This window comes from Bariatricus sp. SGI.154, assembly GCF_050313795.1.
Lineage (GTDB): Bacteria > Bacillota > Clostridia > Lachnospirales > Lachnospiraceae > CAMBRQ01.
On record NZ_JBNPMC010000039.1, the window covers coordinates 1 to 15152 of the forward strand.

Below are 15152 nucleotides of genomic sequence, written 5' to 3' on the forward strand. Positions count from 1 at the left end.
CAATTGGGGACGGGGGAAATCTAAAAAACCCCCGTCCCCAATTGAATTTGCCCTGTCCCTTTTTAACATTCCGCAAAAAAACAAGGTATTAATCAAGACGCTTCCTAATTAATAACCTTGTCCCATATATCATTATCCACAATATCCAACAACGAATGCGTCATAAGGAATTCATAAAACTTAAGTGCCTCATCCGCAGATATCTGCTTTTTATCGTAAGTAATCCAATATTTTATCCCATTCACCAATGTAATGGTCTGAAATTTTAAAAATATCTCCTCACTGATAATCTCGGATTTATCTTCCACTTTCAGAGGATGCTTTTTTATGATCTTCTCAACCAGTTTATATACCCGATCGAACAACATCTCTTCAAAGGAGTTCTGCCCTTCCACTTCGAATACCTTCGCATAATATGCTTTGTCCAACTCAAACTTGCGGAACAGCATCTTCATGGCCTCTACATCCATCTCCATATCAATAAGTTCTGTTACGCTTTTGAATATATCTTCGTTGAGGAGCCATTCCATAACTTCGTATTTGTCCTGAAAATAATTATAAAATGTCGGTCTTATAACGCCTGCCGCATCTGTAATCATCTTAATAGTCAGTTTGTCAAACGACTTCTCCACTACCAGTTCTTTAAACTTCTCGCCCAGCAGCGCCTTCGTCATCTCGCTCCTACGCTCCATCCAATCACCTTTATCCTATCGTAATTCTCATCATCATTCTCACTCATTATAATTTCGGAATATTATAGCACAGAGGGAGATTGACAGGCAAGGTAACCTGCCAATCCTGAAACTACATTCTTAATTCGCTTTCTCATGTTCATTCTTATAATTCTGATAGCCCTCTTTATGCCTCGGATGCGCTGCCCAAAGCTGGTTTGCAGATTCTTTCCATTCTGCTGCGTATTCATGACATTTACCACATAGATGCTCTACAGATTCCGGTGATTGCAAATCCGTAGACTTCGCTCCCGTCTCTTCAACCATTCTCTGTAAGATCTCCGGATTCTCAAGCATCGGGCACGGTCTTAAGTGGTTGTTATTAAATGGCTGATTATCCCTGTAAGCCATGAACAGCGGCTGCTTTAACGCCTCCAGTAAGGAAACCTCCCGAATATTCGCCCCTGAATAATGAATGAATACACATGGCTCCACATCTCCATTCGGATTGATATGGCAGTAATTCCTTCCGCCGGCAATACATCCTCCTACGAATTCCCCGTCATTCTGGAAATCCATCGCATAGATTGGCTTACCGCCTTCCATCGAACGAATCTCCCTGACTCTATAATACATATACTCCCGCTGCTCTTTGGTAGGCATCAACTCCACAGCCGCCTCATTTCCCACCGGCATATAATGGAAATACCAGGTGAATCTGCAGCCCTTCTCAATGATCAGATCCAGGAATTCATCTGACGTTACCGTCTCCACATTCTTACTGGTATAGCAGATTGATGTTCCAAATATCTGTCCATGCTTCTTCAACAGATTCATTGCATGCATGACTTTATCATAGACTCCTGCGCCCCTTCTAAGATCGTTAACCTCTTCAAATCCTTCCAGACTGATAGACAAAGACAAGTTCCCCACCCTGCTCATCTCCTCGCAGAATGCATCATCCACCAGCGTTCCATTGGTAAATGCATGAAAAGCGCAATCATTATGTTTCTCACACAACTTAATAATGTCTTCTTTTCTTACTAGAGGCTCTCCACCCGTATACATATAGAAATAAATCCCCAATTCTTTCCCCTGAGTGATCACACTGTCCATTTCCTCATATGTAAGATTCAGCCGATTCCCATATTCCGCTGCCCAACATCCGGTACAATGCAGGTTACATGCACTGGTCGGGTCCATCAGAATCAGCCACGGAATATTACATCCATGCTCTACCCTCTTCTGGCGAATCGTCTTAGTTCCATGAAATGCCGCCTCATACCCTAAATTCAGAGCGGTCTGTTTTACCACATGAGGGTCCAGTTCATCCAGCGCACGGTTAACATATTTCATCCATTTGTTATCCGGATTCTGTATCAGACGCCTTGCCGCCTCATAACTCTCCGCCGAAAATGCATCTCCCATATAACGCTCCGTCAGATCCACCATCTGCAGAAACCCTTTCTCTCGATCCTTATTCACATGCTTCAAAGCCAGATCAACCGCTACTCCATATGCACCTCTTGCCGCCTTATGTGTCAATGTACCCATAACAAATTCCTCCTTATTCTCTCTCAATATCCAGAAATATTATATATAGTAATAAATCATTACATCCATGCTGGCAATCAGAAGCAACACCCCTCCGCACCAGTACGCATACCGTGTATGCTCAAGTCCCAGCCGGTATCCCACAAACACTCCCAATATCACCAATACCACTGTTACCGGAAACAATGTAACCGACTGGATAATCATCTCTATATCCAGGAATCCCAGACCAACTCCCGCCAAAAAAGCATCAACACTCGTAAGCAATGCCAGAACCGTCGTAGTCTTCCATTCAATTACATCTTTGCGCCGTTCCAGTACATTCTCCCGCTTAATCCCTTTACAGACCATATATATGCCAAGACCTGCAAAAATCAGAACTGTAATTCCTTCCCAGCCATCTGCCACATTCTGCCTGTGCGCCCCCGGAAGAATCGGAAGCAATGTAACCAGATTCCCGACAAGCAGACCGCCAAGCTGCACCCCGCCAAATAGCAGGCTTAAGCCAATCACATTCTTCACTCTGATCTTCGAAAACCCTACACTAATGTAAGTCACCGCCACAAACACATCCAATGACAACCCAACCGAGATCATCAGAATCTCCGCAATAGACATCCACATCACCTTCCTTTGTGAATATTTTAGCGAATTCTGTCGAATAAAGTAATCTACAAAGAAATGGGGATGTTCTAAGAAGAATACACTTTTTAGGATTTGTAGTTTTTGCAGCCGCAGGGGAAGAGGGGAGGGGGAAGATGCTGCGAGGTTCCGCTCTACCTCATGATAACCTTCCCCACTCACACTCCCACGAATTCCCCTCATGAAATATATTCCCGCTTGCGAATGCCAGGCAGAATGCGGAGGTGGTGCTTCGTATCCGTAGAGCGCGCTTAGTAATCCGTTAGTATAAAAAACAGGAAAATTGTGGATGATTTTTGTACCACCAGTACAAAAATCAAGGGCATCTGAGGCGAGAAGGTATCAAACCTTCTCACCGAATATGCCCGGTTCCACAATTTTCCTGTTTTTCATAGTTACGGATTACAAGCAAGCGCCCCGGATACGAAGCACCACCTCCGCATTCTGCCGTACACTCCCAACCCATATATTTCCAAAAAATTCTAATGATGGAACAACCGGATTCCCGTAAAACTCATCACCATTCCATACTTATTACATGTATCAATCACATTATCATCTCTCACTGATCCGCCCGGCTGTGCAATGTACTTCACGCCGCTCTTATGCGCCCGCTCGATATTATCACCAAATGGGAAGAAAGCATCAGAGCCAAGTGCCACATCTGTCAACTGATCAAGCCATTCTCTCTTTGCTTCTCTTGTGAACACTTCCGGCTTCTCCTTGAAAATCTTCGGCCATGCGTCATCTGCAAGCACGTCCATATAATCCTCGCCGATATACAGATCAATTGCATTATCTCTGTCTGCACGTCTGATAGAATCTACGAACGGAAGATTCATAACCTGCGGAGACTGTCTTAACCACCAGTTGTCAGCCTTCTGCCCTGCAAGACGAGTACAGTGAATTCTGGACTGCTGTCCTGCTCCGATACCGATTGCCTGTCCGTCTTTTACATAGCATACGGAATTAGACTGTGTGTATTTCAACGTAATCATGGAGATTGCCAGATCAATCTTAGCCTGCTCTGTCAATTCCTTATTCTCTGTTACGATATTAGAGAAGAATTCCTCATCAATCTTCAGTTCATTTCTTCCCTGTTCGAAAGTGATGCCAAATACATCCTTGTGCTCCAGTGGCTCCGGTACATACTCAGGGTCAATCTGAATCACATTGTAGTTACCGTTTTTCTTCGCTTTCAGGATCTCTAATGCGTCTGGCTCGTATCCAGGTGCAATTACACCGTCAGATACCTCCCTCTTAATTAATCTGGCAGTATCCACATCACAGACATCCGACAGAGAGATAAAGTCTCCAAAAGAAGACATACGGTCTGCGCCTCTTGCTCTTGCATATGCGGATGCCAGAGGCGACAATTCTCCAAGATCATCTACCCAGTAGATCTTAGCAAGGGTGTCGCTAAGCGGAAGCCCAACTGCCGCTCCTGCAGGTGATACGTGTTTGAAGGAAGTTGCAGCCGGAAGTCCGGTCGCTTTCTTAAGTTCCTTTACCAACTGCCAGCCGTTGAATGCATCCAGGAAGTTAATATATCCCGGTCTTCCATTCAATACCTGGATTGGAAGTTCCCCACCATTCGCCATGTAGATCTTAGATGGTTTCTGATTCGGATTACAGCCATATTTTAATTCTAATTCTTTCATATTCTATTCACTCCTCCTACTGATTCTTATTAACAATCTTTGTCTCATAAGTTCCTGTTGCAATATCAATATAACGTACAAAAAGTGAAACCTTATTCTCCTCATTCAGGCTGTTCCACAACATATCTGTAAATGCGTCCATGTCATCGCCAATCGCAATCAGCTTCGGCTCTCCTTCAAAACTTGGGAGCGGATTGCCATCGTGCATATAAGTATGAATGAAATGGCCTTCTCCTGCTGCCGGATTCTCATATGCGAACGTATAACGGTTGCAACTGTCCGGATTACCGTTATTGCTCTTTAAGATAGACATCGCATAGTTATATTTTCCATTCTCAATATGCATGATTCCTGAGATTCTTGGTGTATAATTCGGACCATCCGGCTCGAATTCCCTGCTTCTTAATGACTGTTCGAACGTCATCTGCTTGTCCATACCTTCATAGATGGTATCCGTCTGATCGCCATTAGTTACAATTGTCTTATTGCCTAATACACGTACCGGCGCATAGATAACCAGGCTTGGATCTGTCAGTAACGCCGGATCGAATGCCTGTGTGCGGATTCCCTCTCCTTCTTCTACAAATATACGGTTACGGCTGTTCACGCTTCTTCCCATAATGAAATATGCGGTTACCGCCTTGGTGCCGTCTGCACTTCTTCCAATAATAATTCCACGTCCCGGATAAGAGTTTCCCTGTAATTCTTTCTCAATTGATAACATTTCCATGAATACATCTCCTTTTCGTATGTTTGACCTGTTACTCTATTATATATAAAATGGATACGTTTTTCCAGTAATATTTCTTGCATTTCAAACTTACCGTAACAGTTCAGCCATAAGCCGGATTGTGGGCGAATCATGCTTGCATGAATGAACACACAATCCGGCTTATGAGCAGAGCGCCATTTTATGAGCAAAAAGAACTGCGTAGCAGCGGAGAAGCATCGCAGATGCGTTTTGCGAATGGCGCGGGCTGAACTGTTACAACTTACCCAAAACTTATCGCCTCATCTATTGAAGATGGATTTTCCGAATGATACAATAATTATAATGATTACAATCTTTAAATGAAAGGAATATCGAAAGATATCAGGGCATTGCTATGAAAAAATTAATATCCCTTATTCCATGCCTGCTCGCTCTTATCCTGTTAGCAGGCTGCAGCCAGAATTCTGCCGAAGAGTACGTAGGAGAACAGATTACGTCCATGAAAGAGAAAGATACGGACAACTTCACTGCTCTTCTGGAAGACGGAATCGCCGAGAGCAATGAATCATTCATACTTCAATTTCCGGAAGAATTAAGAGAGCCTTATCTGGAATTCATGCAGAACTCCTTCAAGGCAATTAAGTTTGAAGTATCAAAATCAAAAAAATTGGAAAATGGAAACTACTCGGTCCAGCTCACCTACACTCCTATTAACATCTCGGATACTTTAAAATCCGACAACACAGACCTGCTTGCCTCCCTTGAGACAGCCGATCTTACCGAAGCAGCCAGTACTATACTGAAAGAAGATGCCAAGATTCTGGCAGATTCCCCTGTGTATGATGATGAGATCTTATCTACTCTTGATGTAACAAAAGAAGGAGACACATACTCTATCACCTCCGACAGTATGAATACCTTCTTGTCCCATGCACTCCATGGATATATGGAACCATACAACATGGTCTGCGACATTCTGAATACCTATGACTTCATCAATGCGTATCTGGACGCTTCATTTAAAGGAGAAGTCACGCAATTCGCAAAACATACGGACAGAACTGAAGAAGAAGCACTTGCATGGTATGAAGAGGATGTATTCGATCCACCGTCTGATATGAGCGAGGCTTATATTCCAAGATATAAGGAAGCATTGAAGACAATTCTGAAACAGTGCCAGTATACGGTAGGTATCCCACATAAAGAATCCGGCATCTATAGTTACACGGTTGACATCACAACCACTCCAAACCATAGTTTCGCCGATGCATACGCAGAATTTGAGCAGGGGACCTATTATTCTATAGAAGAAGCATCCGCTGGTCTTGTCCAGGCAATGGAGAAATACGCTGCTGCTCCTACCTACGGTGAAGAGACGACTGTGAATGTTCCGATCAGCACTTCTTCTTTGCTTGACGCTGGCAATGATAATTCGGAGCTGACGAACCTTGCAACAACGATATTGGTCGCACCTCAATAATGCCATATTATTGAAAATGTTACAAAAATGTGAATATTTCGTAAATTTTTTTATCCATTTTACTTCTTGTCCGATTTTCCAGCCGGTAGTAGAATGTATTAAGCAAAAAATGGATCTAGTAGGAGTTTAAAGTCATGTTGCTTAATACAAAACACAGGGATTATCTATTCGATAACTATAAAGCACTGTTGATTGTACTGGTGGTTATCGGACATTTTATTGAACCAGGTTACGATAATAATGCATTCTTATATACTCTGAAATGGCTGATCGTTTCTTTTCATATGCCAGCCTTTATCTTTATCTCTGGTTACTTTTCAAAAAGAGTGCTTTCTTTTACCGCTCTTTTTAAGAAACTTGCCATTCCATATATTGTATATGAACTTATTTATTATCTGCTATATGTTCTGATCATCCACAAGCCGACCGGACTCTATCTGATGTATCCGAAATTCTCCTTGTGGTATATTCAGGCGCTTTTTCTGTGGAGACTGCTGACCCCATTGGTGAAAAAACTGCCACATTATATGTTCCTTTCGATACTTGCAGGACTTCTCATCGGCTGCCTGGGTCTGCCGGGCAACTTTTTAAGCATACCAAGGACACTGGTATTCTTCCCATTCTTCCTGGCAGGAACTAATTTTAACCGTAAGACTCTGACCCGCCTTCGCTGTCTGAAGAATCAGATCATTGCCATCCTCACGCTTGCTGTCTTTACAGCATACCTGATTCTGGATGGCTACCATAAGACTCTTTCACCGAAGATTTTCTACGGAAGATATAACTATCATTATCTGGAGCAGAATCCTGCCGAGGGAATCTTCTGCCGGCTGATCTGTTATGGTATTGGATTCGCCATGACATTCGCTGTTGCATTGCTGATATCAGAAAAACAGACTTTCTACTCCTATATCGGCACCCGTACGATGGCAATCTATCTCTGCCATGGACTAACATATTCAGTTTTAAAGGATTGTACAAATATTCTTCAGAATGTAGATACGATTCCGGAATCTCTGCTACTGATTACTTTCTGCGTTGCACTGACCGGAATCTTTTCCATACCACAGTTAACTACATTCACGAATATGATTGCAGACATGCATCTGCCATCATCTGCACAGCGTGACGTCTGGCTGCCCAGAAGCGGATACTCATTCAGTCATCCCATTCTTCATTAGTTTTTTCTGCTCCTAAGCCAGATTCCACTAACAGCCAGCACGACCGCCGCCAACAGCAGATATCCCTTTTCAACTAAACTGTCCTTCACCATTGAAAACGGATAAAAAATCTTTAGATATTTGTCTCCACTTCCTACCGCTGCAACATAATAGAATATCGGCACCATATATCCAATGATAATATTGTCAGACGCCCCGTAACAAAACAATCCTAATGCACCAAAGAACAGCATTCCGGCATATGCCCCGAAATAATACTTTACCACCGGAAAATGACAGCCATTCCTGGTCAGCATCCATACATATCCTCCAAGGAACAGCGCAAGAATCACGATATTCCCTAATAAACGGATACAATATACCGCGGCGCTATTCATATACTTCGAACCAACCAATTCCCGGATCTCCCGATTCTGCTCTGGAAGGAATACCGGCGGTATCAGGACAATTCCAATCAGTGCCACATACATTTCCAACACCTTAGCGGTATCTTCCGCCTCCAGATTAGACACTCCCATCAACAGCGGCGACAAACACAACAATGCCAAACACACCAATAGATGGACAGGAATATTATGCTTAAGATTTACTTTTTCGATCTGCCAGTATCTTTCCACGGACATTCAGCCTCCCTCGTCTTTTCTGTGAATATATTCCCACTGTCAATGCCACAATAATGATAGCAAACGATACATATAATACCCTGTTTGATACTAACTGCACAAATCCATCATGGAATCCTTTGTAATTCAATTCCGTATTATGTCTTGGTATCAGATTCCATCCATATGCCCCACCGTCGATTCCCTGCACGCCTGTAAAAACAGAGACAAACCACCAGACACCCTGGACCAGAACAGCCGCTGCCGTATCCGTCAGGTCTGTCAGAAACATGCCGACTGCCGTTACAATCATCACTGTAGGCAGAAGCCAACCCAGAATATATTTGGCATATGCCAGATGATCTATCCGAATCCCATCTGATGCCGCCACTTTGATACATTCTGCCAACGGCAGAAATGATAGCAAGAATAACGGCAGCAAAGTCATCACAATCATAGACAGATATCTGCTGACTACAATCGTTCCCGATTTTGCGCGTCTGGTATAGATCAGTTCCTGCATCTTAGCCCTTCTGTCTCTCATTTCCCGCGTAGTTGCCAGGAACACCGGCAGAATTCCCAGGATAATCACCATATAATCACTGAAAAGTCTTGCATAGCCTCCGCTCAATCCATCCTTCTCCACCAGTAAATGATATTCCTTTATGGCATCTTCATAGGTCATCGGTTCTATTCCATTGGCTGCCAGATACTGTTCTCCATAATGTGAGCCTCCTCCAAGGAGTTCATCCACCTCTTTCATCAATTCTTTAAACCGCTTGTAAGTAAGACCATCTACCGGTTCCATAGGCATTTCTGCCACAAGCCCGGTTACGGAACCATAGTATTCTTCCATCGTCTTCTTAATCTCACCCTGATCAAGTCCTGTTGCCTCTTCTAATATCTCACCGATTCTCTTCTGCTCTTTCTTATCTGGCTTTACCGTCTTAGCGAATCCAATCGGGTAAGTAGTATATGATTCCCGATAATATTCATCCGCAAGAGTTCCAAGTGTATTTCTCATAATAACATCCGGATCCTCACTTTGATGCATTCCATAACTTTCCTGCCCCTTTTCCGGCTCTCTTGCAATCTCCGTCTCACCTAACTGGGTCGCAAAAAAGAAGAGCATGATGCCGACCAGGATCCAATAGATCAGACTCCTTGCAGTTTCACGGCATTCTTTTAAAAACAACTGTCCGAACATCAGTCTTCACCCCTCTTCCCATGCATCAGATACATATATGCATCCTCTACACCTGCTTCACAGAGTTTTGCCGAATCGAACGGCTTGCGGTCAGCAATGAATCTTACCATCACATTATTGCCAAGGGTCAGCATACTGGTAACCACATATCGTTTCTTCAGCAGATCCAGTTCTTTCTTACTAATCTCCGCCGAATATACCTTTCCTTCCGCCATCTTGATCAATTCAGCAACTGTCCCCTGATAGATCACGCATCCTTCATCCAGCACCGCAATCTCTTCACAAGTCGCTTCAATATCTCCCACAATATGCGTAGATAAGATAACGATCCTCTCCTCTGCAATCTCGCAGAGAAGATTCCGGAATCTTACCCTCTCCTCCGGGTCCAGTCCTGCCGTTGGCTCATCAACAATCAGCACCTTGGGATTATGAAGAATTGCCTGGGCAATTCCAAGCCTTCGCTTCATTCCACCTGAGAGAGTTTTGACCTTCTTCTTTTGATCCTCCTGAAGATTCACTTTGCAAAGCAGTTTCGGAATTCTCTGCTTTCTCTGAGATTTACTTAAACCGGATAACACCCCAAGGTAATCCATTGCCTCATAGACCGTCATATTCCCATACATGGAGAATTCCTGTGGAAGATATCCCACAATCTTTCGGATCTTCGCTGCATCCTCCACATTCTTCCCGCAGATAGCCACACTTCCCTCCGACTTGGGAAGCAGAGTTGCCAGCACCTTCATAAACGTTGTCTTCCCTGCACCATTCCTCCCCAGAAGTCCGAACATTCCTGTCTCTATCGTAAGATTCACATTCTTTAGTGCCTGTTTCTTTCCGTAATATTGATTCAATCCTTTGATTCTAATCTCCGCAGACATCTCACATCTTCCTTTCTATCTCTGTTTTTCTTATGAACTATATATAGCATAGAATGTAAATCTCTACATTTTCTCTATAAATTATTAAGAATCTCTTGATTCCTGTGACAGAAAAAATGAAGCCGTTACAACTGCCCCGCCACGGATACTATTCGCGATATTAAGGGTTCCTCCGTGCTTCTTACATAATTCACGGCGGATATGAAGACCAATGCCAAAATGCTCGTCAGAAGCCTCCCCTTTATACTCCTTATAATAGGGTTTCAGCGCCTTCTGGAGCTGCTCTCCCGAGAACCCCGCCCCATCATCACGGATCGTCAGAACCAGGTCCCCCACTTCCACATGATAGTCAGAGGACACCTCAATCCGTGTTCTGGCATATCGGATCGCATTCGACAGGACATTCTCCAGAACCTCCATGACAAGATTATCGTCAATCCAGTACAGCCTTTCTTCTGATTCCTCTTTTGATTCTCCTTCGTCTCCCGTATACTGTATCAGCACATCTCCAATCTGATTCAACGCAAAGACAACCTCGCTAATCCGCCTCCTCAGACTTTTAAGTCCCATCTGCTCAGGAGCAAAAGGAACCTCCTCAAGGCTTCGTACGCCTTTCATCGTATAACTGTATTCCTCCAGCCTCCTAAGATGATCCGACATAAGCGCCAGTGTATCCAACATCTTCTCCTGACTTACTTTGCCTTCCGGAATATATCTGGCAAGGAAGTCCGTATACCCTTTTAAAACAGTCAGCGGCGTACGAAGATCATGGGCAAACGCCGCATTCAACTCCTTCTGCCGCTCAATCAGTTTCCACATCTCTTCTTTTCCCAAGAGTAGTTCCCGCCTCATCTCTTCAAAAGAATTACATAATTGCCCCATCTCGTCCTTACTCTCATACCGAATCTGAAAATCCAGATCATTTCTCCGAATCTTCTCCATACTGTCTTGCAGAATAAAAAGCGGTCTTCTCAGCCGCTTCTGGTAAAAGATACAGATTGTTACAATCATGCCCACGAATGCATAGATGAACGGGCACCACACCCGAAAAGTATCAAGTGTCCGCAGTGCCAAACCATCTGAGTTCATCAGGAAATCATAGTTTCTGAACCAACTCATGCCATTATCGGCAATCACCTCGCCAAGATTCTCTGTTGCATCAACCCCTGTCCAAATCATCGTCTCCCAGTGCCAGCACAAAGACATGGTGATATAAGACATTCCGAATACCACTACTGAAAGCAGCAGAATATATGCAATCATTGCCTTTCGAAATGAAAGATTCCGTACCCACGCAAGCAGCTGCTCCACCTTTTCATTTACCCAATCCATCGATATCCCACTCCCCACACTGTCTCAATATATTTTCGTTCAGAATGTCTTCCAAGTTTCATCCGAATTCTCCTAATATGCTCCGTCATAATACTAGAATCTGCCATTCCGTCATATCCCCTTACCTTCTCGTAGATCTGTTCTTTACTGAACACCTGTCCGGGATTCAGGCTCAGCAGTTCAATCACTCCATATTCTGTCTTGGTAAATTCCAACATATTTCCTTCACAATACACGCATCTTTCATTATAGTGAATGACAAGATCTCCATAAACCTTCAGAATCCCGTTATTCTTTCTTCTGTCTTCCCGTCGAAGATGGGCTTCTATTCTCGCTCCAAGTTCATCGATACTAAAGGGCTTCAATATATAATCATCGCCGCCAAGCATCAACCCTTTGATCCGGTCTGCCTCTTCTATTTTCGCAGTCAAAAATAAGATTGGACAGGATACGTAATCCCGGATTCTCTCACACACTTCGAATCCATCCATTCCCGGCATATTTACATCCAGAAGGATAATATCCGGCTTCCAGGAAATCTTCTCCAATACTTCGATTCCATTCCTGGCATCTGCCACCTGATATTCCTTCACTTCAAAATAATCCCTCAGTAACTGTATAATTCCCGGCTCATCATCCGCAATTAAGATCTTTTTCTGCATAAAAATACCGCCCTGCCTTTCGGGAATCATTATAGCACTCTTTTCACTATAAATTCCCTATGCAGGGCGATATTCAAAGAATATTAATAATTATTATGGAAAGCATTTATTATAATGCAGGATTGATGATATATTTGCCATTTGCACGAAGTTCCGGCTTGCTTAAGATGTCCTCTAATTTATCCAGTCCGGTCACTTCGTATACCATGCTGCTTACGTCCAGTCTTCCGGTGTCGATCAGATCCAGGGCTCTCTTCTGGGTGTATGGATTGATGAAGGATGCTTTCAGTTCCAGTTCTTTCTGGAATACAGTGTATGGTTTTACCTTAATCTCTTCATCCGGCTTGGTCAATCCGAACATCATAACAACCGCTTTGTTGCCTGCAATATCAATTGCCTGCTCAATGGTAGATGGACGACCAACACACTCAATCACAACATTCACCCATCCCATGCCACTCTCTTTCAATCTTGCCTTTACATCTTCATGGATGGAATCGATACATACATCTGCGCCCAGTTTCTTTCCAACCTCACGCTTGCCCTCAACAGGCTCTAACAATGCAACTTTTGCTGCACCTGCAAGTCTTGCAAGCTGAAGCATCAGAAGACCAATCATGCCACCGCCGATTACAACCACATTGCTGCCCGGCCGGATATTGCACATATCAATTCCGTGGAGGCAGCATGCTACAGGCTCCGCCATTGCTCCCTGCTCGAAAGTTGTATTATCTCCAATCTTATATACCTGTCTCTGGTTCACACTGCAGTACTCTGCGAATCCACCATTAACAGTAGTTCCGTAACCAATCATAGACTCGCAATAATGTGCAATTCCATTTCTGCAGAAGTCACAGGCTCCACAATAGCAGTTTGGATCAATGCAGACTCTGTCACCTGGCTTATAGTTGGTTACATTCGCTCCCACTTCTGCAACAATACCTGCGAATTCATGTCCCAGAATTGTCGGTGGTGTTACTTCTGCCGCACCTTTGTCTCCCTCAAAGATATGTACATCTGTTCCGCAGATACCGCAAGCCTTTACTTCAATCAATACGTCATCTGCCCCAACTTCTGGTTTCTAATACTCCTCAATTCTCAGATCGTGTCTTCCATAGAATACTGCACTTCTCATCACTGATTACCTCCTGAATTTTAATAAATCATTTTCGATTAACACTTTTGCGTAACTGTTGTTCATAAGTTAAATATATTCTTTTTTATCGAGAAATTCAATTGACTTTTTCTCTAAATATACACTTCATTTTTTGTGTATTATTTACAACAATATATAATTTTATGGCCATTCAATTGCATAATAAAGAAAAATGCATTATTATAGTTATGAATAATACTTATACATAAGTTCTTCTTGGAGGTTTATTATGAACAATACCGGAATGACCACTCTGGAAGTTAAGAAAATCAATAAAAGCAAAGTGTATCAGTTTATCTATGACCAGCAGTCTGTTTCGAAACAATTGATTGCCCAGGAATTACAGATGAGTCTAACAACCGTCACCCACAATCTTAAGATATTAGAAGAAGAGGGATTTATCGAAAAAAGCGGACAATACCGTTCCACCGGCGGCCGCAAAGCCAATGCAATCAGTATTGTCGCAACTGCCAGAATCTCGGTTGGTATAGATATATTAAAAGAAATGTTCCATCTGGTTGCCATTGACCTGTACGGCAATATCCTGAAAAAGGAAACCGTTCCCATCGCATTCTCATTCTCCCTGGACTACTGTGAACAGGTCGGAAATCATCTGGCAACTTTTATCGATACATTAGGACCATTGAAAGAAAATATTCTGGGAGTCGGCATTGCCATCCAGGGGCACACTTCTCCTGACAGACAGATCATCAGTTATGGGACTCTTATGAATTGCACAGGGATGTCACTTAAGATGTTCGAGCAATTCATTCCTTATCCCTGTCGGCTGGAACACGACTCTACTGCTACCGCTTATGTGGAATTATGGAGCCAAAAAGATATCAAAGATGCCCTGGTCTTCATCCTGAACCGGAACTTTGGCGGTGCTGTCATCATCGACCGCAAGATTCAGACCGGACTCGGCATGCGGGGCGGTTCTCTCGAACATCTCTGCCTTGACCCAAATGGTCCGAAGTGTTACTGCGGCAAGAAAGGGTGCTTGGAGACTTATTGCTCTGCCGACAGTCTGAAACAGGCAGCTGGAGAAGAACTGGAAGGCTTTTTTCGCAAACTTAGAAAAGGACAGAAGAAGCAAATTTCGATCTGGCATACCTATCTTCAGCATCTTGCGTTTGCCATCCGCAATCTGACGGTGGTTTTGGACTGTCAGGTAATTCTGAGCGGATTCCTTGCTCCTTGGCTTGTGCCGGAAGATATTGAATTGTTAGAACATATGGTGCAGGAAATCGCACCATTCGGGCTGGAAAAAGGCAGTATTTGCGTCAATCATTATGGGCAACTGGCTCCTGCCACCGGGGCTGCACTGTATTATATTGAAGAATTCTTAAAGACAATCTAAGAATAAACCAGTGCTGATTATCGCAGTGAGATCTGGGTTCCGGTAATCAGAAAA

Annotated in this window: 14 protein-coding genes and 1 pseudogene; 3 read left to right on the forward strand and 12 right to left on the reverse strand. The window is 43.4% G+C overall.

Annotated elements, in window-relative coordinates:
• Positions 1–104: 104 nt before the first annotated feature.
• From ACQRBN_RS14365 to ACQRBN_RS14385, 5 genes are all read right to left on the reverse strand, one after another.
• Positions 105–692, reverse strand: coding sequence for a TetR family transcriptional regulator (locus ACQRBN_RS14365; RefSeq protein ID WP_427739704.1), 588 nt, complete (start codon positions 690–692; stop codon positions 105–107).
• 120 nt (positions 693–812) lie between these two features.
• Positions 813–2225 carry a radical SAM protein gene (locus tag ACQRBN_RS14370; protein ID WP_427739705.1) on the reverse strand — a complete coding sequence of 471 codons (1413 nt, stop codon included), beginning with the start codon at positions 2223–2225 and terminating at the stop codon, positions 813–815.
• 39 nt (positions 2226–2264) lie between these two features.
• Complete coding sequence (locus ACQRBN_RS14375; RefSeq protein ID WP_427739706.1) at positions 2265–2843, reverse strand: manganese efflux pump MntP family protein; 579 nt, start codon at positions 2841–2843, stop codon at positions 2265–2267.
• Positions 2844–3349: 506 nt separating this feature from the next.
• Complete coding sequence (locus tag ACQRBN_RS14380; RefSeq protein WP_427739708.1) at positions 3350–4528, reverse strand: phosphoribosylaminoimidazolecarboxamide formyltransferase; 1179 nt, start codon at positions 4526–4528, stop codon at positions 3350–3352.
• A 16-nt stretch (positions 4529–4544) separates the two neighbouring features.
• Positions 4545–5258 carry an IMP cyclohydrolase gene (locus tag ACQRBN_RS14385; RefSeq protein WP_427739709.1) on the reverse strand — a complete coding sequence of 238 codons (714 nt, stop codon included), beginning with the start codon at positions 5256–5258 and terminating at the stop codon, positions 4545–4547.
• Between the two features lie 376 nt (positions 5259–5634).
• On the opposite strand from ACQRBN_RS14385, the gene ACQRBN_RS14390 reads away from it, so the two are divergent.
• Complete coding sequence (locus ACQRBN_RS14390; protein ID WP_427739710.1) at positions 5635–6720, forward strand: hypothetical protein; 1086 nt, start codon at positions 5635–5637, stop codon at positions 6718–6720.
• A gap of 134 nt (positions 6721–6854) precedes the next feature.
• The gene (locus ACQRBN_RS14395; protein ID WP_427739711.1) at positions 6855–7901 is read left to right on the forward strand and encodes an acyltransferase family protein; all 1047 of its coding nucleotides are present in this window, start codon (positions 6855–6857) and stop codon (positions 7899–7901) included.
• Here ACQRBN_RS14395 and ACQRBN_RS14400 read toward each other — a convergent pair.
• From ACQRBN_RS14400 to ACQRBN_RS14430, 7 genes and pseudogenes are all read right to left on the reverse strand, one after another.
• Complete coding sequence (locus ACQRBN_RS14400; RefSeq protein ID WP_427739712.1) at positions 7898–8518, reverse strand: hypothetical protein; 621 nt, start codon at positions 8516–8518, stop codon at positions 7898–7900. The genes ACQRBN_RS14395 and ACQRBN_RS14400 overlap by 4 nt on opposite strands.
• Positions 8481–9710: an ABC transporter permease gene (locus ACQRBN_RS14405; protein ID WP_427739713.1), complete on the reverse strand. Its 1230-nt coding sequence runs from the start codon at positions 9708–9710 to the stop codon at positions 8481–8483. The genes ACQRBN_RS14400 and ACQRBN_RS14405 overlap by 38 nt, the downstream gene beginning before the upstream one ends.
• Positions 9710–10588 (reverse strand): ABC transporter ATP-binding protein, encoded by an 879-nt coding sequence (locus ACQRBN_RS14410; protein ID WP_427739714.1) that lies wholly within the window; start codon positions 10586–10588, stop codon positions 9710–9712. Before ACQRBN_RS14410 ends, ACQRBN_RS14405 begins: the two co-directional genes overlap by 1 nt.
• A gap of 84 nt (positions 10589–10672) precedes the next feature.
• The gene (locus ACQRBN_RS14415) at positions 10673–11920 is read right to left on the reverse strand and encodes an ATP-binding protein (RefSeq protein WP_427739715.1); all 1248 of its coding nucleotides are present in this window, start codon (positions 11918–11920) and stop codon (positions 10673–10675) included.
• Positions 11908–12582, reverse strand: a complete 675-nt coding sequence (locus ACQRBN_RS14420) for a response regulator transcription factor (RefSeq protein WP_427739716.1) — start codon at positions 12580–12582, stop codon at positions 11908–11910. Before ACQRBN_RS14420 ends, ACQRBN_RS14415 begins: the two co-directional genes overlap by 13 nt.
• Before the next feature lie 109 nt (positions 12583–12691).
• The gene (locus ACQRBN_RS14425) at positions 12692–13288 is read right to left on the reverse strand and encodes a zinc-binding dehydrogenase (protein ID WP_427739732.1); all 597 of its coding nucleotides are present in this window, start codon (positions 13286–13288) and stop codon (positions 12692–12694) included.
• A gap of 39 nt (positions 13289–13327) precedes the next feature.
• Positions 13328–13639, reverse strand: a pseudogene (locus ACQRBN_RS14430) (alcohol dehydrogenase catalytic domain-containing protein); the annotation flags it as partial.
• Positions 13640–13967: 328 nt separating this feature from the next.
• Between ACQRBN_RS14430 and ACQRBN_RS14435 the strand changes: the two are divergent.
• Complete coding sequence (locus ACQRBN_RS14435) at positions 13968–15098, forward strand: ROK family transcriptional regulator (protein WP_427739718.1); 1131 nt, start codon at positions 13968–13970, stop codon at positions 15096–15098.
• Positions 15099–15152 lie beyond the last annotated feature (54 nt).